Source organism: Salinibaculum salinum (assembly GCF_037645885.1).
In the GTDB taxonomy this organism is placed as follows: domain Archaea; phylum Halobacteriota; class Halobacteria; order Halobacteriales; family Haloarculaceae; genus Salinibaculum; species Salinibaculum salinum.
In genome coordinates, this window is record NZ_JBBENW010000001.1 from 415,539 (window position 1) to 439,417 (window position 23,879).

Annotated in this window: 27 protein-coding genes; 17 read left to right on the top strand and 10 right to left on the bottom strand. The window is 61.8% G+C overall.

What is annotated here, in order from left to right:
• The first annotated feature begins 41 nt into the window (after positions 1-41).
• The 4 genes from WDJ60_RS02150 to WDJ60_RS02165 are packed head-to-tail and all read left to right on the top strand — an operon-like array spanning position 42 to position 3,275.
• Positions 42-413 (top strand): translation initiation factor IF-5A, encoded by a 372-nt coding sequence (locus tag WDJ60_RS02150; RefSeq protein WP_340098142.1) that lies wholly within the window; start codon positions 42-44, stop codon positions 411-413.
• Entirely contained in the window at positions 413-1,210 is a 798-nt protein-coding gene (locus WDJ60_RS02155) for an arginase family protein (protein ID WP_340098144.1), read from the top strand. The genes WDJ60_RS02150 and WDJ60_RS02155 overlap by 1 nt, the downstream gene beginning before the upstream one ends.
• A 54-nt stretch (positions 1,211-1,264) precedes the next feature.
• Positions 1,265-2,452: a hypothetical protein gene (locus tag WDJ60_RS02160; protein ID WP_340098146.1), complete on the top strand. Its 1,188-nt coding sequence runs from the start codon at positions 1,265-1,267 to the stop codon at positions 2,450-2,452.
• A gap of 55 nt (positions 2,453-2,507) precedes the next feature.
• Positions 2,508-3,275 carry a Nif3-like dinuclear metal center hexameric protein gene (locus WDJ60_RS02165; RefSeq protein WP_340098148.1) on the top strand — a complete coding sequence of 256 codons (768 nt, stop codon included), beginning with the start codon at positions 2,508-2,510 and terminating at the stop codon, positions 3,273-3,275.
• Between the two features lie 8 nt (positions 3,276-3,283).
• On the opposite strand, the gene WDJ60_RS02170 is transcribed toward WDJ60_RS02165, so the two are convergent.
• Positions 3,284-4,360 carry an SDR family oxidoreductase gene (locus WDJ60_RS02170; protein ID WP_340098150.1) on the bottom strand — a complete coding sequence of 359 codons (1,077 nt, stop codon included), beginning with the start codon at positions 4,358-4,360 and terminating at the stop codon, positions 3,284-3,286.
• Entirely contained in the window at positions 4,357-5,916 is a 1,560-nt protein-coding gene (locus WDJ60_RS02175) for a succinic semialdehyde dehydrogenase (protein ID WP_340098152.1), read from the bottom strand. The genes WDJ60_RS02170 and WDJ60_RS02175 overlap by 4 nt, the downstream gene beginning before the upstream one ends.
• An 83-nt stretch (positions 5,917-5,999) precedes the next feature.
• Between WDJ60_RS02175 and WDJ60_RS02180 the strand changes: the two genes are divergently transcribed.
• Entirely contained in the window at positions 6,000-7,016 is a 1,017-nt protein-coding gene (locus tag WDJ60_RS02180) for a deoxyhypusine synthase (protein ID WP_340098154.1), read from the top strand.
• Positions 7,017-7,028: 12 nt separating this feature from the next.
• Here the strand turns inward: WDJ60_RS02180 and WDJ60_RS02185 are convergent, their stop codons facing one another.
• On the bottom strand, positions 7,029-8,507 hold the full coding sequence (locus tag WDJ60_RS02185) for a hypothetical protein (RefSeq protein ID WP_340098156.1): 1,479 nt from the start codon (positions 8,505-8,507) through the stop codon (positions 7,029-7,031).
• A 430-nt stretch (positions 8,508-8,937) separates the two neighbouring features.
• Between WDJ60_RS02185 and WDJ60_RS02190 the strand changes: the two genes are divergently transcribed.
• From WDJ60_RS02190 to WDJ60_RS02230, 9 genes are all read left to right on the top strand, one after another.
• A complete protein-coding gene (locus WDJ60_RS02190; protein WP_340098158.1) occupies positions 8,938-9,168 on the top strand; it encodes a hypothetical protein in 231 nt (76 codons plus the stop codon).
• Positions 9,165-9,557, top strand: a complete 393-nt coding sequence (locus WDJ60_RS02195; RefSeq protein ID WP_340098160.1) for a PIN domain-containing protein — start codon at positions 9,165-9,167, stop codon at positions 9,555-9,557. Before WDJ60_RS02190 ends, WDJ60_RS02195 begins: the two co-directional genes overlap by 4 nt.
• A gap of 162 nt (positions 9,558-9,719) precedes the next feature.
• Positions 9,720-9,971, top strand: a complete 252-nt coding sequence (locus WDJ60_RS02200; protein WP_340098162.1) for a hypothetical protein — start codon at positions 9,720-9,722, stop codon at positions 9,969-9,971.
• On the top strand, positions 9,968-10,438 hold the full coding sequence (locus WDJ60_RS02205) for a PIN domain-containing protein (protein WP_340098164.1): 471 nt from the start codon (positions 9,968-9,970) through the stop codon (positions 10,436-10,438). Before WDJ60_RS02200 ends, WDJ60_RS02205 begins: the two co-directional genes overlap by 4 nt.
• Positions 10,439-10,613: 175 nt before the next feature.
• Positions 10,614-11,939: a hemolysin family protein gene (locus WDJ60_RS02210; protein WP_340098166.1), complete on the top strand. Its 1,326-nt coding sequence runs from the start codon at positions 10,614-10,616 to the stop codon at positions 11,937-11,939.
• 256 nt (positions 11,940-12,195) lie between these two features.
• The gene (locus tag WDJ60_RS02215) at positions 12,196-12,390 is read left to right on the top strand and encodes a cold-shock protein (protein WP_302081417.1); all 195 of its coding nucleotides are present in this window, start codon (positions 12,196-12,198) and stop codon (positions 12,388-12,390) included.
• A 328-nt stretch (positions 12,391-12,718) separates the two neighbouring features.
• A complete protein-coding gene (locus tag WDJ60_RS02220; protein ID WP_340098169.1) occupies positions 12,719-13,429 on the top strand; it encodes a hypothetical protein in 711 nt (236 codons plus the stop codon).
• 66 nt (positions 13,430-13,495) lie between these two features.
• A complete protein-coding gene (gene trpB / locus WDJ60_RS02225) occupies positions 13,496-14,650 on the top strand; it encodes a tryptophan synthase subunit beta (protein ID WP_340098171.1) in 1,155 nt (384 codons plus the stop codon).
• 104 nt (positions 14,651-14,754) lie between these two features.
• Positions 14,755-14,949, top strand: a complete 195-nt coding sequence (locus tag WDJ60_RS02230) for a cold-shock protein (protein WP_340098173.1) — start codon at positions 14,755-14,757, stop codon at positions 14,947-14,949.
• 204 nt (positions 14,950-15,153) lie between these two features.
• Here WDJ60_RS02230 and WDJ60_RS02235 read toward each other — a convergent pair whose 3' ends face one another.
• Positions 15,154-15,438: a translation initiation factor eIF-1A gene (locus tag WDJ60_RS02235; RefSeq protein ID WP_340098176.1), complete on the bottom strand. Its 285-nt coding sequence runs from the start codon at positions 15,436-15,438 to the stop codon at positions 15,154-15,156.
• Positions 15,439-15,949: 511 nt separating this feature from the next.
• Between WDJ60_RS02235 and WDJ60_RS02240 the strand changes: the two genes are divergently transcribed.
• Positions 15,950-17,470 (top strand): phosphoenolpyruvate carboxykinase (ATP), encoded by a 1,521-nt coding sequence (locus WDJ60_RS02240; RefSeq protein ID WP_340098178.1) that lies wholly within the window; start codon positions 15,950-15,952, stop codon positions 17,468-17,470.
• A 26-nt stretch (positions 17,471-17,496) separates the two neighbouring features.
• On the opposite strand, the gene WDJ60_RS02245 is transcribed toward WDJ60_RS02240, so the two are convergent.
• A complete protein-coding gene (locus WDJ60_RS02245) occupies positions 17,497-18,228 on the bottom strand; it encodes an SOS response-associated peptidase (protein ID WP_340098179.1) in 732 nt (243 codons plus the stop codon).
• A 92-nt stretch (positions 18,229-18,320) separates the two neighbouring features.
• On the opposite strand from WDJ60_RS02245, the gene WDJ60_RS02250 reads away from it, so the two are divergent.
• Positions 18,321-18,701, top strand: a complete 381-nt coding sequence (locus WDJ60_RS02250) for a hypothetical protein (protein WP_340098181.1) — start codon at positions 18,321-18,323, stop codon at positions 18,699-18,701.
• Positions 18,702-18,745: 44 nt separating this feature from the next.
• On the opposite strand, the gene WDJ60_RS02255 is transcribed toward WDJ60_RS02250, so the two are convergent.
• Positions 18,746-19,018 carry a DUF7553 family protein gene (locus WDJ60_RS02255; protein ID WP_340098183.1) on the bottom strand — a complete coding sequence of 91 codons (273 nt, stop codon included), beginning with the start codon at positions 19,016-19,018 and terminating at the stop codon, positions 18,746-18,748.
• A 38-nt stretch (positions 19,019-19,056) separates the two neighbouring features.
• On the bottom strand, positions 19,057-19,458 hold the full coding sequence (locus WDJ60_RS02260; protein WP_340098185.1) for a universal stress protein: 402 nt from the start codon (positions 19,456-19,458) through the stop codon (positions 19,057-19,059).
• 159 nt (positions 19,459-19,617) lie between these two features.
• On the opposite strand from WDJ60_RS02260, the gene WDJ60_RS02265 reads away from it, so the two are divergent.
• Complete coding sequence (locus tag WDJ60_RS02265; protein ID WP_340098186.1) at positions 19,618-20,571, top strand: phytoene/squalene synthase family protein; 954 nt, start codon at positions 19,618-19,620, stop codon at positions 20,569-20,571.
• A gap of 12 nt (positions 20,572-20,583) precedes the next feature.
• On the opposite strand, the gene cruF is transcribed toward WDJ60_RS02265, so the two are convergent.
• Genes cruF through crtD form a run of 3 tightly spaced genes read right to left on the bottom strand, consistent with a single transcriptional unit; the run spans position 20,584 to position 23,827 of the window.
• A complete protein-coding gene (gene cruF, locus WDJ60_RS02270; RefSeq protein WP_340098187.1) occupies positions 20,584-21,441 on the bottom strand; it encodes a bisanhydrobacterioruberin hydratase in 858 nt (285 codons plus the stop codon).
• Positions 21,434-22,318: a prenyltransferase gene (locus WDJ60_RS02275; protein WP_340098189.1), complete on the bottom strand. Its 885-nt coding sequence runs from the start codon at positions 22,316-22,318 to the stop codon at positions 21,434-21,436. The genes cruF and WDJ60_RS02275 overlap by 8 nt, the downstream gene beginning before the upstream one ends.
• Before the next feature lie 24 nt (positions 22,319-22,342).
• The gene (crtD, locus tag WDJ60_RS02280) at positions 22,343-23,827 is read right to left on the bottom strand and encodes a carotenoid 3,4-desaturase (RefSeq protein WP_340098191.1); all 1,485 of its coding nucleotides are present in this window, start codon (positions 23,825-23,827) and stop codon (positions 22,343-22,345) included.
• Positions 23,828-23,879 lie beyond the last annotated feature (52 nt).

The following is a 23,879-nucleotide window of genomic DNA, read 5'->3' on the forward strand; positions in this document are numbered from 1 at the left end:
ATTCCAAACCGTTTATACTCGCCGGTAGACAATCCCGGAGCATGCCACGACAGCAAACGGAAGTTCGCGACCTCGACGAGGGAAGCTACGTGATGATCGACGACGTTCCCTGTAAGATCACCTCCTACAGCACAGCAAAGCCCGGAAAGCACGGCAGTGCGAAGGCGCGCATCGACGCGAAGGGCGTCTTCGACGGGAAGAAGCGCTCGCTCTCCCAGCCTGTCGATGCGAAGGTGTGGGTACCGATTATCAACCGGAAACAGGGGCAGGTGCTCGACGTTCGCGACGGCGAAGTACAGGTCATGGACCTCGAAACCTACGACAACTTCGTGATGCGCGCGGGCGAGGAAGACCTCTCGGCCGACGACGAAATCGAGTTCCTCCAGTACGAAGAACAGCGCAAAATCGTCTAATGTTCCCCGGCGCCGTCGCCGACCGGAGCGAGGCCGACTACGCCGTCGTCGGCGCGCCGCTGGACGCCTCGACGACGTTCCAGCCCGGCACCCGCTTCGGACCGCGCCGCGTCCGCCACTTCGCTGAATCGTTCGAAGACTACGACCAGCACACCGGCCAGCACTTTACCGACCTCGCGGTCTACGACCACGGTGACATCTCACCCACCGACGACGCCGCCGAGTATCTGGACTTTCTCAGCGGAGCCGTCTCGGATTTCGACAGCGCGGGGTCGGTTCCACTTCTCGTGGGCGGCGAGCACACCGTTACGGTCGCGGGCGTTCGCGCACTTGACCCGGACGTGTTCGTCTGTCTCGACGCTCATCTGGACCTCCGGGAGTCCTACGCCGGTAACGAACTGAGCCACGCGACCGTCACCCGCCACGCGCTCGACGTTGCGGACCGCGCCGTCGTTCTGGGTGGTCGTTCCGGCTGTGAAGCCGAGTGGGACCGGGCCGACAGCGAGGACGTGACGGTCGTTCCACCAGCAGAGGTGCCTTCGTGGGAACTCGACGTTTCGGGGGACGTGTATCTGAGCGTCGACATCGACGCCGCCGACCCCGGATTCGCGCCCGGAACGGGGACGAAAGAGCCGTTCGGGCTGGAGCCGGCGACCATGCACGACGTGGTGCGGTCGGTCGCTCCCGACACGATTGGCTTCGATGTCGTCGAGGTCAACGACCGCGACGACGGGCAGGCGGCGACGCTGGGAGCGAAACTCCTGCGGGCGTTCGTCTACGCACACGCCGACGCCTGACAGCCAGTCCGGCGGGCGTGGGGTTTTTTGCCACCTGCCCCGCTCGGTTCTGGCATGGAACATCTCTCTTCGTGTTACTTCTGTGGGGCGGCGCTCGACGAGCGACTCCAGCAGTACCCGGTCGTTCCCGAATCGCTTCGTGAGAGCGAGGACGTGCCGACGGCGACGCTGTGCCCGGCCTGTCACCAGAAACTCGAGACGGTTCTCGACGCCGTCGTCGAGTCCGGGTCCGCCTCACTCGGTGCAACAACAGAACCACAGGACGGCGTACTGACAGCGACCGCGGACACTGGTGTCGCGGTGAGTGACACACCGGGTGAGGACACTGCAGCGCCTGCCACCGCCGACGACTCGCAGTCGACCGACGAGACCGCAGGTGAGGAATCGGGCGACGAAATGTGGGAGTCGGCGGCCGACGACGTGGCAGAGACCTCGGAAGCTGTTGCCGGCGGAGACGAGCAGTCCGACGAAGAGAACGACGTGTTTGACGACGACGAAATCCCAGACGATACTGCCGAGACGACTGGTGCTGACGAGATAACTGGTGACGACGAACCAGTCACTGCTGACGATGTCGCCGCACTGGCCGGTGACATCGACGCCGGTATTCTCGACGACGGGGAGGAGACGGACGACACAGACGAGGAACTCCAATCGGCGATGGAGCCGGACGTTCCCGACGAGTTCGATACCGCTGACAGTGCTGAGACCGAGAGTGAACCGGAGACTGGGAGTGCGACTGAACCGCAGGCGAAGCAGGAATCGGAGACCGACGACGTGACTGCTGAAGACATCGATGCGCTGGCCGGGGATATCGACAGCAGTATTCTCGACGAGGAGGGCGACGCCGGTGAAGACGACGAAGACGAGGAACTCCAGTCGGCGATGGAGCCGGACGTTCCGACGGAGTTTCAGGCAACCAGTGAGTCCACGGATGACGAGTCTGATGACAGTGATGAACCGGGGGGAACTAACGGGAGTACTACTGCTGAATCTGCAGCGGAGAGCGAAGGGACGGCACCCGATTCGGAGCCAACTCGAACGAACATCTCCGCGCTGGAGTACAACAAGGTGATGCGACTCCTCCAGAACCGCACGTTCCCGGTGGCTCGCGACGAAATCGAGACGGTCGCGGCCAACGCCTACGGCCTCTCCCAGTCGGAGTGTGCACAGGTCATCGATCTCGCGGTCGACCGCGGTCTCATCGGCGAGGACGGCGACCAGTTGGTCCGTTCGGAGTAAGCAACGACGGCGACGCGCCACAACGCATACGGGGTGGCCTGCTCAACCACACTCTATGGACTGTGCCGAACTCACCGCACGACTGGACGACGAACTCGCGACCGCCGCGTACGCCGACCTCGACGCGAGCGCCAACGGCCTCCAGGTTGGCCCGGCCACGCAGCAGGTCGACCACGTCGCCTTTGCCGTCGACGCCGCCGCCGAGACCATCGAGCGGGCCAGCGAGGCCGGTGCGGATTTGCTCGTCACCCACCACGGGCTCTCCTGGGGCGGGTTCGAGCGGGTGACCGGCAAACACTACCGGCGCATCGCCGCGCTGCTCGACGACGACATCGCGCTGTACGTCTCGCATCTCCCGCTGGACGGGCACCAGGAATTCGGCAACGCGGCCGGCGTCGCCGACGTGCTCAACCTGGGAAATCGCTCGCCCTTCGGTGAACTCGGCGGCGAGTACATCGGCCAGCGCGGCACTGCGACCGACCCCTACACCGTCGACACTCTCGCCGAGCGTCTCGAAGCGAACCTCGAGACCGGCGGACAGGGAATCCAGACGCTCGACTTCGGTCCCTCGTCGATTCGCGATGTGGCAATTGTCACCGGCAGCGGCGTCGACTGGCTGGACGAAGCCATCGAGAAGGGCGTCGACGCACTGGTCACCGGGGAAGGAAAGGGGAAAGCCTACCACGAGGCACGCGAGGCGGGAATCCACGTCTTCCTGGCTGGCCACTACGCGACGGAAACCTTCGGCATGCAGGCGCTGCAGGAAATCGTCGAGGAATGGGGCGTCGAGACGACGTTCGTCGACCATCCGACCGGGTTGTGAGACTCTTTTCAGGCCATCGCGTTGGCTGACACCTCGGGATGGGCGTGCATGTACGCGACCAGATTGTCGATGTACGCCGACAGCGGCGGACAAGAGATTTCGGCATCCGCCAGTGCCCGCTGCGTGTTCGGGGAGACGTACCGCGTCGGGTGCGCGAGGTAGTCCATCGTCGCCGGCTCTACGTCCAGCAGTCGGGCGAGCGGGTCGAACCGCTCCAGCAGGCGGCGTGTCGCACCAGCGTGGACCGGTGCGCGCACGACGCGTCGGTCGAGTGCCTCCCCACACAGCCCCAGTAGCTGCCGAACCGTCGGCGGGTTCGGATTACAGAGCTGGAACACCTCGCCGACCGTCTCATCGCGTCCGCTGAGGTGGGCGATGGCGTCGACGACGAAATCCCGCGGGACGACGTTGAACTCGTATCGGCGGGACGGCGGGTGGACCGGTCCCACCGCAATCCGGGGCTGGCGGTCGAGGAGCCGAAGCAGGTAGTAGAGCCCGTCGTACTTTTCGGTCTCGCCGGTCTGGTTGTCGCCGACGGCGATTGCCGGGCGGTAGATTGTCGCCGGGAGGCCATCGGCCATCCGCTCCTGAACGGCGACTTCGGCCTCGAACTTCGTCGCCTCGTAGTGGTTGTTGAACGACTGGCCCACGTCGAGGTCGTCGGGACCGAAGACGCCGTCGTGGCGGCCGCTGACGTAGCAGGTACTGACGTAGTGCAGTCGCTCGATGTTGGCCTGTGCTGCGAAATCGAGGATTCGTTCTGTGCCGCCGACGTTGACCGCTTCGGCGGGCGCACGGTCGACACCGAGGTCGTAGATTGCCGCGAGATGGTAGAGTTCGGTGGTCCGCTTACGGACGGTTTGCGGGTCATCCAGGCCGAGATTCCGGTCGGTGATGTCGCCGGTAACCAGCGTGAGCCGGCCGTCTGGCACGTCGGCCGACGTACGGAGGCTGTCTGCGCGCTCGGTGGCGACATCGAGGTATTTCGGCTGGACGAGGCAGGTGACCGACTCGCCGCGTTCGAGCAGGCGCTCGGTCAGCGAGACGCCGAGAAAGCCGGGGAAACCAGTGAGGAACGCAGTCATCGCAGTCCCACCGCCCGCGCGACGCGAAGGTAGGCTGTGAGAACGCCGGCGACGACGCGGTTCGGAACGCCAGCCGGCGGTGCGATGGGGTGACCTCGCTGGACGGCGACGCTCTGGGTCTCAGTGTACTTTTCGAATCCCTCGTCGCCGTGGCGACGGCCGATACCGGAGTCGTTGCGGCCGCCCATTGGCGCGTCTGTCGCCGCCCACACCGAGATGTAGGCGTCGTTGACACAGACCGTGCCACAGCCGAGCTGGCGGGCAACGTCGCTCCCCCTCTCGTCGTTACCCGACCAGACAGAGCCGTGCAGTCCGTAGGGACCGTCGTTCGCGCGAGCGAGCGCGTCCTCATCGTCTTCGACGGGTGTGACGGTCACGACCGGGCCGAATGTCTCCTCGCAGGCGACGCTGGTGTCGTCCGGAACGTCCGTCAGGACTGTCGGTTCGTAGACGAGCGGTCCCACGTCTGGACGGTGGCGACCACCAGTCAGCAGTGTCGCCCCGGCGTCGACGGCGTCGTCGACGTGTGACTGGACCTTCGACAGGTGAGTCTCGGAGATGAGCGAGCCAACGTCCGTGCTGTAGTCGAAATTCACTCCAAGGTCAAGGTCGCGCACGCGCTCGACGAGGCGGTCGCAGAACGCGTCGTACCTGGATTCGTGCACGTAGATGCGCTCGGTAGCGATACAGAGCTGGCCGGCGCTGGCGAACCCGCCACGGACCGCGCCCGTGACCGTGCGCCCGAGCGGGGCGTCGGCGCGAACGATCATCGGCCCGTTGCCGCCGAGTTCGAGCGACGCCGGAACGAGTTCCCGCCCGGCGTGGGCAGCAACCTCTCGACCGACGGCGGTGCTCCCGGTGAAACTGATGGCGTCGACGGCTTCGATGAGCGGTTCCCCGAGTCGTTCACCTTCTCCGGGCAGGACCTGAAAACAGTCCTCGGGGACGCCAGCCTCGTGCAGGAGTCGGGTGATGAAGAGTGCGGTGTGCGGTGTCTGCTCCGCCGGTTTGACGAGGACGGCGTTGCCGGCCAGCAGTGCGGGCAGGGCGTCGGAGACGGCGAGTGTCAGCGGGTAGTTCCACGGCGTGATGAATCCGACGACGCCGTAGGGGTCCCTGTGTGTTCGAACCTGGCTCAGCAGTGGCACGACACCCGTTTTGCGTTCGGCGGAGAGATACGCTGCCGTTCGGTCTGCGTAATGGGTTGCCGTCGATACAACGTCGAGAACCTCTTCGAGAGCGTCGTAGCGGGCCTTGCCGCTCTCAAGTTGGACGAGGTCGAGGAGGTCTCCCCGAGCATCTTCAACGAGTGAGACGAATCGTTCGATTGTTGCGGTCCGCTCCTCGACTGATTGACTCGACCACGATTCCTGTGCTTTACGCGCTCGTTCTGCCGCTGTATCGACATCGGCGGACGTACACGCGGGGACTTCGTTGATTGTCTCACCAGTGAACGGCGCTGTCACGGAGAGCGTCTCGTCGCTGTCGGTCGGAACGTCGGCGGCCAGGTGGGTAAGTGCTGGCCCATCATAGCCGGTGGGGGGACTGGCTGTCACTCTTGGATGATAGCGGTGGAGAGCCCAAACTTCTTGCCCTGAGACCGCCGTGTTTTAGCCCGCCGACCGACCACACAGGAACAATGACTGACGAACCAGAGCGAGAGGAGTTCCATCACGACCCGGTCGCTCACGCGGAGGCACGCGCCGACATGAGCGTCGGCGACCTCGCCGACGAGTACGCACACAGCGGTATCGGCGGCCGGACCGTCCACGAGGCCGTCGACATCACCGCCGAGATGTTTGGCGACGACGACACGACCGTCTTCATGGGGTTGGCCGGCGCGATGGTCCCGGCTGGCATGCGCGCCATTGTCGCCGATCTGATTCGCGACGGCTACGTCGACGCCCTCGTCACTACCGGTGCGAATCTCACCCACGACACTATCGAGGCAATCGGCGGCAAACACCACCACGGCCGCACCGGCCCACACGACGACCCCGAGAAATCCGAACGGGACCACGACGAACAGCTCCGCGAGGAGGGCGTCGACCGAATCTACAACGTCTACCTCCCCCAGGAGCACTTCGCTGCCTTCGAGTCTCATCTCAGAGACGAGGTGTTCCCGCCGCTCGCCGACGAGGGTATCGTCAGCATCCGGCGACTCACCGAAGAGCTGGGTCGGGCCAACGCCGCGGTCAACGACCGGGAGAGCGTCGACGAATCTCCGGGTATCGCTGCGACCGCATACGAAGAGGACGTGCCCATCTACTGTCCGGCGGTCCAGGATTCGGTGCTGGGGCTGCAGTCGTGGATGTACTCTCAGACGAGTGACTTCTCGCTGGACGCGCTCGCGGACATGGACGATTTGACCGACCAGGCGTTCGAGGCAGACGACGCGGGTGCGCTCGTCGTCGGCGGTGGCGTCCCGAAGAACTACGTCCTCCAGACGATGCTGGTTGCACCCGACGCCTACGACTACGGCGTTCAGTTGACGATGGATCCACCACAGACAGGTGGGCTCTCCGGCGCGACGCTCGACGAGGCGCGTTCGTGGGGCAAACTCGAACGCGCTGCACGAAACGCCTCCGTCTACGCCGATGCGACGATTACGCTTCCGCTGGTCGTCGCTGCGGCCCGCGAACGAATCGAGGAATAACTGGAGAAGCCCTTACCCGCGGTTTGAAACAGGCAGTCGGCCGCTCTTGCTCAGGTACGACAGGACGATCAGCGCGATACCCCCGACCAGCAACACCGCGGACTGCGTGGTGAGGACGCCGAGGATGCTCTCGACGAGGGTCACGATGACGTCGCTTAATTCGGCTGCGTCGTTGCTCTGCATCGCTGATTCGATTTCCGATACCACTGTCCCGCCGAAGACCGTCGTGACGGCGAGGTAGAGACCGCCGACGAGTGCGAGAACGATCCCGGTAAACGTCGCCGTCGTCTCCAGCGAGCGGGTCATGACGAACGCGAGCCCGATGAGCAGCAGCGCCACGACGGGCAACACGAGATAGACAGTGTCGATAATTCCGACGGTGCGCTGTGCGTTTTCGAACTGAGTCGTGGCGTCGGAGCCGAACTGGTCGGAGGCGTTCAGCGTGTCCGGCACCTCCTGCTCGATGCGGTCGCGTGCGAGGTCACCCGTTTCGGTCGAGAGGTGGTCCTCGGACTGGGTGAGGTCGGTGTTGAACTGGTTGTAATCGTACTGCACCTGTTCGCGAGTCAGTCCGTCGACGATGACGTACTGCAGCTGGACCGCCGCGTAGGTCACGTTGTCCAGGTGCGTCGTGTCGCTGCTGTCCTCATACAGCGGCGAACAAATTTCCTGACCAGCGTCCGGGTTGAGCTCGTCGACCGTCGACTCACAGATGCGGTCTTTCGCATCGCCCCGTCGCTGCTGGACCTCCTGTTGAATTCTCGATGAGAGCCGACTCGAACTGTCCTGTATCTCCTGTCTGATCGCGTTCCGAATCTCCTGTTCGCGGTTCCGGACGATCTGCTCCTTTTCGTCTTCGCTGTACTGCCGCGGGTCCTCGCCGATGAGGACCAATTTCTCGTCGTTGTCCGTCACTTCGAAGCCGAGATCCACTCTGAAGTCCAGCCGCGCCTGCTCGTACCCCTCAGGACTCGACCGCATCTGCTCGACGAGACTCCCGTCGATTGGGACTGGCGTCTGTGAACTGTCCGGGCCGAACTCTTCGACCAGCGTGCTCGTGTTCTTCTCATCGACCTGCGATGCGAAGGAGTCGGCGAGATTGTCTTTCAACGGCTCCATGTCGATTTCCATACCCAGCGACTCCTGCTCGCCGTGCAGGTACGCGTACAACTCCCGAATGTTGTCGCTGGCTTGGTCCTGGATGTACTCCTCAGTTATCGCGTCGGCAACGAGCGACCGGCTGTCCGTTTCGTCACCTGCCTGGAGGAGCTGTTGTCCCTCGCTGAGGTTCGCGTCCTCCAGTCGGTCGACAATCGTATCGATGGTCGTCTCCCGCATCGACTCGTAGGCGCCGCCGGATTCGAGTTGCTCGTCGACGTAGTCGGCGTCCAGGACTGTTCGCTCGGCGGTCGTGACGGCGTTTGCGGCACCGACGACACCGAAGAGAAGCAGCCCGAGAACGATGAGTCCGACCAGTTTCGCTCCGCTCATGCTCTGCTACCTATCGCGTTCGTCTGTCGGTACCCGTCGTGCCCCCGACTGTACCATCCGATTGCCTGCCTGATTGTCATTGCTTGGCTGGGATTGGACACTCCATCACATAACGTTTTGTGACTTACATCTCTCATGTTGCACGCACTGACGGACTTTTTGTGCTGTGGCGTGTACCGCCGCGTGGCCGATGACGAAAGCTCGTGTTCCGAGCCCGCGGGGTGTGAACCCGCGTGCGCGATGACGAACCCTATGAGTGCCGAGGCCATTTTCTTGACGGTAGAAGGCGTCTCTGTGGGTATCTTGGTGTGGCCACGGGAGACATAGGCTCCGGCAGGTCGTCCACCGCGATGCTGGAAGACGCGCGGTCGACCGGGTACCCGAACGACGACCGAGAATTGATAAGCTCGTATACCCGAGTATACAGCATATGAGCAAATCGGTCCGCGTCTCGGAGACGTTCCACGAGTTCGTCAAAGCACACAAACGCGAGGAGGAGACGATGGAAGAGACGCTCCGTCGCCTTATCGGGGGACCCAACCCGGAGGACGTCGCTGGTATCCTCTCGTCTGAGACCGCAGAGAAGATGCGGGACCGTCTCGAAACGAAGCGAGAACCGGACGTCGATGCGAAGCGCGAACTCCGGGAACGATTCGAGTGATCCTCGACACCTCGTTCTTGATCGACCTCTTCGACGGCAAACAGGATGCGTTCGAGAAGGGGCTCAAGCTTTCCGAATCGAACACCGTCCAACGCGTCCCCTCGCCGGTCGTCATGGAACTTACCTACGGTGCGGAGTTCGGCGACGAAAAAGAGCGGCGGAGCGTTCAGAACGCGCTTAGAATGTATCCTGTCGTCGAACAGGACGAAACGATGGCTCACCGGGCTGGACAGTTACTCGCACGGGCCGACCAGAACGCTGGCGGTGAAAGCGGTATCGACAAGGTCGATCCGATGGTTGCAGCAGTCTCGGACATCTACGACGAGCCTGTCCTCACCGCCAACGTCGAGGATTTCGACGCACTCGGTGTCACTGTGGTGACGTATTAGACGTGGATAGTAGACGAGCCGTGAGTGCCGAAGCCCCTATTTTGAGGGTAGATGACGTCTCTGAGGGTATCCGGTTGTGGCCACGGTAGACCTAGGCCTCGGTCATATTCCCATCGAACGGGCAGACACGGATTTATGAACGTTGCCGAGTAATCACACTGCATGGCCGCCGAAATTTCCGACCGGGTACGAGAAATCGCAGAGGCTCGCGGCCTTCCAGAGTCCGAGGTGTTCGAACGGGCACTGGAACGCGGTCTCGAAGACCTGTGGGAGGACCTCGTGCTCGCACAGTATCTCGACGGTGACCTCGACCGCGAGGAAGCCATCGAGCGCGTCGGCCGAACGAAAGTCAAGCGAGCGGACCGAGAGCGGGAGGTCGTCGAGGAAGATGTCGACTGGGGCCTGAACGCGTGACGCTCGCGGCTGTCTCGGACGCAGGACCACTTATTCACCTCGCCGAAATCGATTCGCTTGAACTGCTCTTGACATTTGACACACTGCTCGTTCCAGAGACGGTTTACAAGGAAGTCGAGGCCGGTGGTGTTCCGGACGAGTTGGCCGATCTCTCGTACGACCTCGTCGAAGCCGATGAAAGCCAAGTCGGAGCTGAAGAACTGGACGCCGGAGAGCGCGCCGCGATTGCGGTCGCGGAAGAGCGGGGAGTCGTTCTCCTGACCGATGACCTCGCCGCCAGAGAGTCAGCATCCGAGGCGGGCGTCGAAGTACACGGTTCTATCGGTGTCGTCACGCTCGGTTACGGCCGTGGTTTGCTCGATAGAGACGAAGCGGCGTCACGTATGCGAACACTCCAACGTGAGGCGAGTCTCTTCGTGACCGAGGCGGTCGTGGAGCATGGCATCCAGATGCTGGACGAACAGTAACCGAACGAGCAGACTCTATAGGCGCGCTAAACGCATTCACTATGGATAGATTGTGAGTCGTGAGTGCCGAGGCCTTCGACTACCGAACCGCATGTTGGGTTATTTTAGTGAATGGGGGCGGACGTATTGGTATGCACTCAGAACGACTGACTGACGGTACGGTCTCGGAGAGCCGATGGTAAACGTCGCACTCACGGCGGCACAGGTCCTCCTGGCGCTGTTTCTCGTGCTACTGAACGGCTTTTTCGTCGCTGCCGAGTTCGCATTCGTCCGGATTCGTGGAACGTCCGTCGACCAACTCGTTGCAGAGGGGCGGACCGGCGCAGGCGCACTCCAGGGCGTGATGGAGAGCCTCGACGACTACCTCGCGGTGACACAGCTCGGTATCACCATCGCCTCGCTGGGGCTTGGGTGGGTCGGAGAACCCGCTGTCGCGGCACTGCTCGAACCCGTGCTGGGACCGGTTCTTCCGTCGAACCTCGTCCATCTCGTCGCCTTCGCAGTCGGGTTCAGCATCATCACGTTCCTCCACGTCGTCTTCGGCGAACTCGCACCGAAGACGATCGCGATCTCCAAGACCGAACGACTCTCGCTGTTTCTCGCCCCGCCGATGAAGTTCTTTTATTACATCTTCTATCCGGGGCTGGTCGTGTTCAACGGGACGGCCAACGCGTTCACGCGGATGCTCGGCGTTCCCCCGGCCTCCGAAACCGACGAGACGCTCGGCGAACGGGAGATCCGACGAGTGCTGGTTCGCTCTGGCGAGAAGGGAGACATCGACGTGTCGGAAGTGGCGATGATCGAGCGCGTGTTTGACCTCGACGACACCGCCGTCCGTGAGGTCATGGTCCCGCGTCCGGACGTGGTGAGCGTTCCGGCAGACACCACGCTGTCTGAACTCCGGGAGCTCGTTCTCGAGGCCGGTCACACCCGCTATCCGGTTCTCGCCGCTGACGACAGCGACCAGGTCGTCGGCTTCGTCGATGTCAAGGACGTGTTGCGTGCGAGCGAAGAACCCGAGGAGGATGTCGAGACTGCTGGCGACATCGCACGGGAGGTACTCGTCGTCCCCGAGACGACGACTATCAACGATCTGCTGTTGCAGTTCAGGGCCGAACATCAGCAGATGGCTGCGGTCATCGACGAGTGGGGATCGTTCGAGGGAATCGCGACGGTTGAAGACGTAATCGAGGCTGTCGTCGGGGACCTCCGCGACGAGTTCGATATCGACGAGCGCGAACACTCGATACGCGAACGCGGCGATGGGGTGTTCGACATCGACGGGAGTGTTACGCTGTCGGCAGTCAGCGATACGCTGGGAGGCGACTTCGAGAGTGAGGAAGTCGAAACGATTGGTGGGCTGGTGCTTGGCAGCCTCGACCGTGCGCCGGAACGTGGCGACAGCATCGAGGTCGATGGATACGTCGTGGAGGTGACAGACGTTGACGGAACCCGCATTTCGACGGTTCGGGTTCAGGAAACCGATGCTGGCGAGTCGTGATGATTAGGAGACCACTTCCCGACAGGTCGTCTGGGGCGTGAGTATCCGGACTGTCCGAACCGCCCGACTGGATTGTGAATCACGCTGAACACCGTTCCTTCTGTGACTGATTGGGCACCACACCGTGATAGAATCGACATACTGTGGCTAAATATTCAAAAAAGACGTTTTTCGTAGTACATGTGTTCTGCAATATTCGAATTGGGGATACAAAGTCGGAATACTTATCCGTGTACCTGGCATTCGTATATTTGCAATGGCAAACGGTAAGGTTGATTTCTTCAACGACACAGGCGGTTACGGTTTCATCGAGACTGAGGATGCTGACGACGACGTTTTCTTCCACATGGAGGACGTTGGCGGTGAGGATCTGACCGAAGGGACCGAGATCGAATTCGACATCGAACAAGCCCCAAAGGGCCCGCGCGCGACTAACGTCGTTCGCAGCTAAACAGGTTCACACCGTCGCTTTTTAGCGACTTTCCGGACCTTTGTTTCTTTCAGAACCACTCCGAGAGTGGCCTCGCTACGTTCCGAACTACGGTGTCGAGTCCACGCTAATACCGGGAGGTCCGCTCTTTGCCGTTTTAGTACCCTCCGACTAACTAACTGGTCTCACTGGATACGCTAGTCTATGACCGCCCGAATTACGCAGGCCACTGAATTCGATGGGAACCCAGAATGATATTCCAGTCTGTCTCGGACCGCTCCGTGCCAGGACTGCGGAGGCCCCAACATTTTAATCTGATAGCAGATCAATCCCGAGAGAGGGACAAATCATGAGTGAGGAGGGTGACCCCCAGACTGAAGGGGATACTTCTGATGCGGGCGAGGAGGGAGGGGAGACGATCACGGGAGATGTCGAGGACTCAGAGACAGTCATCGAACCCGACGCCGAAGAGCGGATAGACAGGGCGGTGGTGACGGACCTGAAAAAACGAGCCCGTCGTCTCGACGAACGCGAGATGGGACTCGACGCGCGTGCGGAGAAACTTGACGAGCGTGAGGACAACCTCGACGAGCGAGAAGCAGAATTGTCCGAGCGCCGCGAGCAACTCGCAGACGAGTACGCCTCGCTGGAGGAGCGCCAGGAGCGAATCGAACGACTGGAACAGGAACTTGACGAACGCGAGTCCGCCATCGAACAGCGCGAAGCGGAACTCGACGAGTACGCGACCGAACTCGACGAACGCGACGAGACGCTCCGGGAGTACGTCGACGGCCAGGTGGGTGAATCAGTCGAAGAGTCCATGCGTTCGATCCTCGAGGAGCACGCTGCCAGAAGCGGCAGATTCGGCCCGACGGGCGGATTCTTGCTGGGCCTCGTGGGGTTGGTGCTGGTTGTCGGCGGCGTTGGCAACGCGCTCGCGACGGAGGCGGCGACGCTGCCGACGCTGTTGTCGAGTACGACGTTCAACGTCGTCATCAGTGCAGTACTGATACTGACTGGCCTGGCTGTGAACCTGGCTGCTGCGACTGACCGCATCTGAGTGACCACTCCGCGCTGTCGGGCTCGGATGATACAGTTTATCATAACGCGGGGAATCTGTGCAGATATGTCCGATGGTACGTTCGAGGGTTACGGCGGGCGTCACGTCCCCGAGGCCCTGGAAGATGCGCTCGAACAGTTAGCGAACGGCTACGACGAAATCAAAGAGAACGACGAGTTCCACGCCGAACTCCACGCCCTCCTCGAAGATTTCGCTGGACGGCCGACGCCGCTTTTCTACGCCGAGACCCTGAGCGAGCGCTATGGTGCCGACATCTATCTCAAGCGCGAGGACCTGCTCCACGGTGGCGCACACAAAATCAACAACACGCTCGGGCAAGCGCTCCTCGCGAAGAAAGCGGGCAAGTCTCGTCTTATCGCCGAGACTGGGGCCGGTCAACACGGGACTGCGACCGCGATGGCTGGCGCACTGCTCGACCTCGACACCGAGATCTACATGGGAAAGAAGGACATCGAGCGCCAGAAAATGAACGTTTTCCGGATGCGATTGATGGGCGCCACCGTCAACGAGGTGACCCGCGGGGGCGAAGGACTGGCTGACGCCGTCGACGCGGCACTCGAAGACTTGGCCACGAACATCGACGACACCCACTATCTCGTTGGGTCCGTCGTCGGCCCCGACCCGTTCCCGCGGATGGTTCGGGATTTCCAGAGCGTTATCGGCCGTGAGGCTCGCGAACAGTTCCGCGAACGAACTGGTGAACTCCCGGACGCTGCCGTCGCCTGCGTCGGCGGCGGCAGCAACGCCATGGGTCTCTTCCACGCGTTCCGTGACGACGATGTGGAGTTCTACGGCGCTGAGGGCGGCGGTGAGGGCGCAGACTCCGGCCGTCACGCTGCCCCGCTGGCAGCGGGCGACGACGATGTCATCCACGGGATGAAAACCCGGGTCATCGGCGACGATGTCGACGTCCACTCCGTCTCTGCGGGACTCGACTACCCCGGTGTCGGTCCCGAACACGCGATGTTCCGTGAAATTGGCCGTGCGGAGTACCGTGGTATCCACGACGACGATGCGCTTGCGGCGTTCCGCGAACTCAGCGAGGCGGAAGGTATCATCCCCGCCCTGGAGTCGAGTCATGGCATCGCACTGGCGACAGACCTCGCTGCTGAGGGCGACCACGACACGATTCTCGTCAACCTCTCCGGTCGGGGCGACAAGGACATGGACCAGGCCGCCGAGCACTTCGACCTCTCCTGAGAGAGAGAGTACTCTCGTCTGCTGATTCGCGTCTGTGAACTCACCTGGATAGGTGTCTCACCTTCGGAACGCTTATTTGTACCCCCGGCATCCGAACAGTCGCAATGGCAACCGGTACGGTTGATTTCTTCAACGACACAGGCGGTTACGGATTCATCGAGACTGAAGACGCGGACGACGACGTATTCTTCCACATGGAGGACGTTGGCGGTCCGGACCTCGAAGAAGGAACTGACGTCGAATTCGACATCGAACAGGCACCGAAGGGCCCGCGCGCGACGAACCTCGAGCGCCAGTAAGCTCAGACGGCAACAAACAGATTCTTTCGAACGCTTCCGCGCAAGCGGCAGCGCTGTCGACTATCGTAGTGTTTGAACGGGGCACACATCGATCGAGAGGCGGTACTCGGTCGAGTGAGCTGGCCGTTCAAAATCCACTCTGTATCCGGTCGCTGGTAAGAGTGCAGCCGCTCTCGGTGCGCGAAAACAACGCAAAAACTACAATTACTCGATGTGGCCTTCGCGACGGAGCTGGTCGGCAGCCTGGCCGTCGTATCGCCATTCAACGTTCGCCTTCTCGTCCTGCCAGTCCCACGGTTCGGCCAGTACAACGTCGTCCTCGTTAATCCAGGTCCGGAACTTCATCCGACCCGGTATCCGGCCCATTCGGGTCTCACCGTCGGCACACTGCAGGCGGACGTGATTGCCACCAAGGTGTTCTGTCACTACTGCGAAGACTTCGTCGTCGGACGGCATCCGGAGATCCCGTCGCCCTGTATTTTCGCTCATACATTAAAAAGAACCTCCACGTACATAAGCTACGTTATGGTCGTGATACCACTCACCACGCAGTGATTATCGAGGTGTCTGTTGGGAATCGCTCTTTAGGACCGTCTGTACTTTTTCTTTCGGCAATTCGATTTCGGTGTGGCGTCACCACCGTTGATTCGATCCCGGCCTCCCTTTCGCGGATAGCCACTCTTCGGGGTGTTTGTCTCTCATGTCGCGTCCGTTACCCGAACACGTCCAGCATTCTCGTAATATCGGAATTGTTATAACTATTGGAAAGTAGTCTGTGAGAAACATAATCTTAATCTATTATAACTTTTTTAATAGCGGGTAAAACAGCTGTAACTGCGGAATCTGTCTGTTACACTGCTTCTCTTTGTTGGAAGTACAATCGAATGGGTCGAACATCTATACAATTTAGTAATGTTTGAACTATATCGTATGTGGTCGTGAATCACGGTTCGTTGATTTCCGTGGCTTTATGCGTCCCGCCAGCCACCGCTCACAATATATGTCCAGCCAACGGGTGGAGACATCCAGACTGCAGGACGAGTTCCCGGACCCGGAGTCGGCAGACAACGTCGTTTACAATCCGACGTTCGATGAACTCCGTGAGTTTGCCAACCACGACGAGACGACGACTGAGTACGGTAGTCCGCGATACGTGAGCGCACAGAAGTCCCGGAGTGCCGACCAGACGAAGAATCTCGTCGACGACGACTTTTCCGACGACGACTGGGACGCTATCGAAGACGCGCTCGCCGGCGTTGAGGACTACGAGTTCGTCTGTCTCGACCGGATGGTCGGTCGCCATCCCGACACGTCCTACGTCTGTCGTCTCTTCGTCCCCAAGGAGTTCTCACGTATCGCTCTCTCGTGGGCGAAACTCCTCGAACCCGCACAGGGCGAGCCCGACTTCCAGACGCTCCAGTTGCCCGACTGGGACACCGAGGATGGGCAGCGCCGGCGTATCCGCATCTTGCCGGAGGAGGGGTTGACCTTCGTCCTCGGAAGCGACTACACCGGCGAGGCCAAGAAATCCTTCCTGCGCCTCTACATGTACCGTGCCAAACAGCAGGGCGGTCTCGGACTCCACGCCGGCAGCAAGCGCGTCCGTATCGATGACGAGGATGGTATCGAGGAGGTCGGCCAGGCGTTCCTCGGTCTCTCTGCGACCGGGAAGTCGACGCTGACCGGGCACGGCTGCTGGCTCGACGACCCCGAAGGTGCCGAGATGCTCCAGGACGACGTGTGTGCGATGTTACCCGACGGGCAGATTACCGGCAGCGAGGGCAACGGCCTCTACATCAAGACCGATGGCCTCGATGGCGACGAACAGCCCGCACTCTACGATGCGGCGACCGACGAGTCCGCTGTCTTCGAGAACGTCCACGTCGAAGACGACGGTACTGTCGACTTCGACAACACCGACCTGACGACCAACGGTCGCGCGGTCATCCTCCGGGAGTGCCTCGACAGCGCCGCCGACGATATCGACATGGCGGAAGTCGATCAGATCTTCTTCATCACGCGCAACCCGACGATGCCAGCTATCGCGCGTCTCACTCCCGAACAGGCCGCCGTCGCGTTCATGCTCGGGGAGTCAATCCAGACCAGCGCTGGCGACCCCGACGCAGCCGGCGAGTCAATCCGCGTCGTCGGGACCAACCCCTTCATCATCGGTCCGGAAGGTGAGGAGGGCAACCGCTTCTACGACCTCATCGACGACAACGACGTGGAGACGTACGTGATCAACACCGGCTACGTCGGCTCCCCCGACGCCGACATCGGTGTCGAGGACTCAGTGAATATCCTCGTCGGTGCCGCCCGCGGCAACATCGAGTGGAACTACGACGAGAAACTTGGCATGGACATCCCCGAGTCGGTCCCGGGCGTCGATGTCGAGGCGTTCTACCCGCCCAATCAGTTCGACGACTACGAGAGTGAAATCGACGCGATGCGCGAGGAACGCCGCGCGTATCTCGCCCAGTTCGAGACGCTCGCCGATGACATCGAAGACGCCGTCTACTGACTGCCGTCGCCACGCCTCCGTTTCTCTCAGGTGTTCGGCTCGGCCCGTTCGACCAGCGCCGGCGAGTCGTTCGACGGGTCGTTGACTGCCGTCGACACCGGATACGCCCGCATCTCGCCGTCGTACGGGCTCAGAAGCGCCGCCACGTCTTCGGCACCACCGGTCAGCCACCGGTCGAGTTCGTCGTCGTCGAGTATCACCGCCATCCGATGGTGGAGGTCCGCCACGGTGTCGTTTGGCTTCGTCGTGACGATGGTGAACGTCTCCACCCGGTCGGGACTGGTATCGCTGTCGGTGCCGCCGGTAAACGCGTCCAGTCCTGTCTGTGTCTGCGGTGGCTGCCACTGCGCCCACAACCCGGCCATCGCGAACGGTTGCTCGTCAGCGAGCGTCACCCGGTAGGGCTGTTTCCCGCCGCTCTCTTCGACCCACTCGTAGAATCCGTCCGCGGGGACCAGACACCGCCCCATCCGGAAACCCTCGCGAGACTGTTGTGCGAACGCGTCTCGGAACGTGGATTTCTCGGCAAGCGTCTCGGCCCGGGCGTTGATGAATCCGAAGTCGCTCTGTGAGTCGGCCCACGGCGGCACGAACCCCCACTCTTTCGCGTCGATACGTTCGGGGTTCGCGTCGGTGATGACCGGCAGGGACTGACTCGGCGCGGCGTTGTATCGAGGTTGGAACTCATCGGCGAAGGTGGCACCGAACCGCTCTTCGATGTCTTCGGGCGGCGTGAACAGACTGTAGCGACCACACATACGTTGGTGGTGGGGACGGGAGCCGATAAACCTTCGAACCGGCCGATTTTGCCCGCGAATTTAAAAGGGATAGCGCCCTACCTGTCGTCGAGATGGCATCGGAGCCCGCCTTTGCGATCCCGGACCGGCCACAGCGGCGCTACCCGTACGAGGGCGGGGTCGAGTACGAGGGTGAGACGGTGTTTCGGCTGCAGCCACGGCCACCGCAGAGTGAGGAGAGTCTCGATTCGCTCCTTCGCCGCGTGCTGGCGGCGGGACCGTACCGCTACGGCGACTTCTTCGATCTGCCGATGCCGTTGTATCTGGTCCGGGACGACGAGACGGGCGACGTGTTTCGCGTCTCCGTTCGGAACGGACAGATTCGGTTCCACGTGCTCCCCGAAACCGAGTCGGCGGGACTGCGCGCGCTCTACGAGCGTCTCTCGGACGTGTGGGACGTAGAGTGGTCTGTTCGGTGTGAGACGACGGCATGAATATCTGTACCCGTCCGACGGACCGTCGTTCGAGGCGTTGTGATCTAGACGCCTTCGACGGTCTCTCGGTACGCCCGAATCGCTTCGAGTGCGTCTTCGATGGTCGCGGCCACGTCGTCGCTGGCGTCGGTCTGGATTTCGTCGAGACCTGATTCGATGCGAGCCAGGCGGCCGTGGTCGGGACCGCGGTCTCGGTGTGCCAGCGTCTCCAGCTGGTCCGATAGGGAGTCGAGTCGCTCCGCTGCGTCCTCATCGTCGGTGGCGTCGGCTGCTGTCGCGAGCAAGTCGCTAGCTGTGACGAGATTCTCTCGTGTCATACTAGACCGTCGATTGAGTGGTCAAAAAACGGTTTCGGTCACTCCGAGACGAGCGGCACACACCGAACCGGGATGTCACTCTCCAGCAGGAGGTTCTGTGCGGTGCTCCCGAACATCATCTTGCCGACCGGCGAGCGCTTGCGGATCCCGATGACGTGCTCGTCGATGTCGAACTCCTCGGCCGCCTCGAGGAAGTCCTCGATCGGAGCGTTCCCGCGGATGTACTGGTGGGTCTCCACTGTCGTTTGCTCGCCGAGTCCGTCTTCAAGTACGTCGATTGCGTCCTCTCCATCGGAAATCTCGTCGCTCGACGTGTCGTCCCCACCCACCAGTGAGTTGATGATGTAGACTGTATCGTCTGCGCCGACTTGCCCCTCCAGATAGTCGAGCAGTCGTTCGCTTACTTCCTGGCTGTCCGTCCCCACAAGGAGTCGTGTCATGGACCTGTATTCACCTGCACTCCGTATAAATGTGCACCTACATATGTTGCCATCGTGGCCGTGTCACACCGTATCTAAAATGCCTCTGTCATCCCAGAGACAGTATACCCAATTCATTAGGTAAGTAACTTACACAAGAGTAGGACCCATTGTATCGGTGTGAAAAAGTCCCAGCTCGATAGAGGGAAGGCCATCCACAAGGAAACTGGCCAGACCTTCTACTACGCCACGCGCCTCCTGCCGTCTCGGATTCGAACGCCGACGTACGTTCTGTACGGTTTCTTCCGCATCGCCGACGAGGTCGTCGACGGGAATCAGGGATTGACACCGGCCGAAAAACGAGAACAGCTTGAACACATCCGCGAGGCGGCACTCGGCAACGTCGACGCCGATGACCCGGTCGTCGACGCGTTCGCCGAGATTCGCGCCGAGTACGACATTCCCGACGAGGAAATCCACGAGTTCATCGACGCGATGCTCACGGACATCGACACCGACCGCTACGAGACGTACGAGGACCTCGAAGGGTACATGCGCGGGTCGGCGGCTGCCGTCGGGCAGATGATGTGTGCGCTGATGGATCCGGACGACCGGGAGGCTGCCACCCCGCACGCTGGGAAACTCGGCGAGGCGTTCCAGCTGACGAACTTCATCCGTGACGTTCGCGAGGACATTCGCGAACTCGACCGGGTGTACCTCCCGATGGAGACGCTCGATGCGTACGACGTGACCGTCGATCAACTCCGCAGCGAGGAGTGTACGCCAGCGTTCCGGGAGGCAATTCAGGCCGAAGTCCGCCGGGCAGAACAGCTCTACCGGCAGGGCGTCGCCGGTATCGAACACCTCCCTAAAGACTGTCAGTTCGCGGTCCTTCTGGCGGCGACGCTGTACGCGGAACACCATCGACTCATCCGCAAGCAGGACTTCGACGTACTGTCGACGCGTCCGTCGCTGTCGACCGCCCGGAAACTGTGGGTCGTCTCGAAGACGTGGTGGAACTGGCGGCGCTTCCAGGACCCCGTGACCGTCTTCCGGCGAGTCAGCCCGATTCCGGAAACCGAAGCTGGGACGCTCGATGCCGAGGAGACGCCGCACGTTCTTTACCCTGAGTGACGCTGACCTGAACTAGTCTGCTGTGCGACCCGGGAGACCGTTCCACACCGCGAAATCGAACCGATCGAGCTGGACCAGCCCGACGCCGAACAGGAGTGCAATCGCAACTGGAACCCACGCGCCGTAGACGGCGTTGACCGCTCCCCACAGGAGGACGAAGCTCACCAGGTCGTCGAGCATGAACGGACACGACCGGACCCGCCGGACTAATCTCGTACTGTCGAAGGCATAGTCGACGAGCAGCGTTGCCACCGTCGCGCTCAGAACCCAACCGGCGTAGTTCGACAGCGGAACACCGTAGTAGATACCGCCACCGTACGACCAGAAGCCGAGCGCCACCGCAGCGGGGTCGAGAACGAGGTCGACGGCGAGGACGGCGGCGATGACTGCTGGCAGGCGGACAAACGCAGACCTTGCCCGCTCACCAAGCAAGAGCAGACAGAGCAGGTAGCTGTTGAGCACGAGTGGCAGGAAAAAGACCGGCAGTCCGACCGGAATCGTGTCGATCAGCATCGGTCCCAGCGGGATCTCGTAGACGAACTCGCCGTACGGGAATCCGGTGGTCGCACCGACGTACTCGATGCCGTAGGAGTACAGCGTCAGTACCGAGAGTGCAGCGAGTGCACGTCGATTGACCAGCGGGAGCAACCCGGCGACGAGTGGCAGGCGCATCACCAGCACACCGCTCAGGACGAGGTATGGATTGAACGCCAGTATCGCGGGCAGGAGTCCCTCGGCGCTGGCGAGCAACAGGATTGCACCGACTAGCGGGAAGACGATGGCGATAGTAAACCGGTTGCGCTCGACGAGGGCGTCGAGACGTCGCTCGAACTCCTGTCTATCGCTGGGCCGTGCGAACGCTTCAGCCATACAGAATCACCCAGATACCGGCCATCGTCAGTACCATTCCGGCGAGCGTGTTGAGGACGGGGAACCACCAGTACGCGCGGTCGATGTCCACGTCAGCGGCGACGATACCGGCAACGAAGAGCGGATAGACGGCGAACACGCCGCCCAAGAACGGATGGACCAGTGCCATCAGCGCTGCGCCGGCCAGCCAGCAGACGCCGCAGTAGGCGAGCGCGCCGCGCTCGCCGAGGTACGTCGCCGTCGTCTGGATCCCGGCTTTCCTGTCGGGTTCGATGTCGGGCACCGCGGAAAAGGTGTGCATCGCCATCGTCCACAGCCACCCGCCGGCGACGGCAAGCAGTGGCGGAAACGTTCGCGCGACGGCGAGATACGCAAGCACCCCCGGCAGGATGTACAGCCCGTTCGACAGCGAGTCGAGGAACGGCGTGGTCTTCAGCCGGAGCGGCGGTGCGCTGTACTCCGCTCCGAGCGCGAAAAAGAGCGCGAGTACGTATATCCCCTCGACTGGAAGGAAGGGGACGAAGAGTCCCCCAATCGCGGTGAGCAGGAAGACGATCATCACGACGATGGCGTCGCCCCGATACTTGACTTCCTTTCCCTCCTCTGATTTCTTGGGGTTGTGTTCGTCGACGTCGGCGTCGTAGATGTCGTTGACGCCGTACAGAAAGACGTTCGCGGGGACGAGAAAGTACAGGAAGAGCGCGACAGTCAGCGGCGTAAAAAACTCCGAGACTGTGTCGGCAGCGTAGACGACGCCGACGACGACGGGGCCGGCCAGATAGAACCAGAATCGGGGGCGCGAAAGCCAGAACAGATAGCCCAGAAGCGACTGCTCGGAAGGGGCAAGCGCCGCCAGTCGCTCTGTCACCTCGCTCATAGTTGGCTGTTGCTGGCCCGAACCTTACGTCTGGTCTTCGATGAGCGCGTTCGCCGCGTGCTCACCGCTGATGAGACACATCGGAACGCCGATACCTGGCGTGGTAAACGAGCCGGTGAAGTACAGGCCGTCGACGGCCGACGAGCGGTTCGACGGTCGCAACAGCGAGGTCTGGCGGAGTGTGTGAGCCAACCCGAGTGCGGTCCCCTCAGTGGCGTTGTACCGCTCGCCGAAGTCGCTCACCGAGAACTGCTCTTCGACGACAATGCGGTCCCGGAGGTCGACGCCAGTGTGGTCGGCGATGTCGGCCAGAATCTTCTCGCGGTACTCCTGTCGGACCTGGTCGCCGTCGTGGAGTCCGGGCGCAATCGGGACTAGCACGAAGAGGTTGCTGTGGCCGTCCGGGGCGACGGTGTCGTCGGTCTTCGAGGGCGCACAGATGTAGTAGGCTGGCTCGTCGGGCCAGGACGGCTCCTCGAAAATCTGGTCGAAGTGGGGGTCCCAGTCCTCGGGGAGCACGAGCGTGTGGTGAGCGAGCGGTTCCACGTCGCCCTCGACGCCCATGTAGATAAGAAAGGCGGATGGGGCGTAGGTGCGCTTGTCCCAGTAGTCGGCGTCGTACTGCCGCTCGTGTTCGGGCAGAAGCTCTTGCTCGGTGTGGCGGTAGTCGGCGTTGCTGACGACGTAATCGGGGTTGTACGTTTCCGATTCGGTTTCGACGAGAAAGCCGTTCTTTCGGCGGGTAATTTCGCTGACTGCTGCGCCCGTCTCGTAGGTGACGCCCAACTCCTTGCCGAGTTCGGCGACGCCGTCGACGACGGCACCCAGTCCGCCGTCGGGGTAGTAGACGCCGAGGTTGAAATCGACGTGGCTCATGATGTTGTACAGCGCGGGCGTGTTCTTCGGGGACCCACCGAGGAAGACCAGCGTGTACTGCATAATCTGCTGGAGCTTTGGGTTGTCGAAGTAGTCCTCGACGTGGCTCTGCATCGAGCCGATGAGCTGGAGACCGACAGGCGCTGCCCGCACCACGTCGAGGTCGATCCAGTCGCGCAGTCGCGAGCGGTCCTCGTAGACGAACTTCTCCATCGCCGTCTCGTAGTGGTGCTGGCTGGTGGCCAGATAGTCGTCGAACACCTCGCCTGCGCCGTCCTCGTAGGACTCGAAGAGGTCTCGCAAATAGTCGTTATCCGGCCGGATATCCACCTGGTCGCCGTCCTTGAAGAACATGCGGTAGTGGGGGTCGAGATGACTCAGGGAGTAGTACTCCTCGGGCGTCCGGTCGAAGTGGTCGAAGAACCGCTCGAAGACGTCGGGCATCATGTACCACGATGGACCCATGTCGAACCGGAAACCGTCTTTTTCGAGGCGACTCGCTCGACCGCCGAGCTGATCGTTCTTCTCGAGGAGGTGAACGTTGGCTCCCGCATCAGCGAGGAAACAGGCTGCCGAGAGGCCACCGAAGCCGGCACCGACGACTATCACATCAGATCCTGCAAGCCGTGTCATTGTCTACCTGTTTGCCGCCAGCCATGATAAACTGTCCTCCAAACCTGTGGGG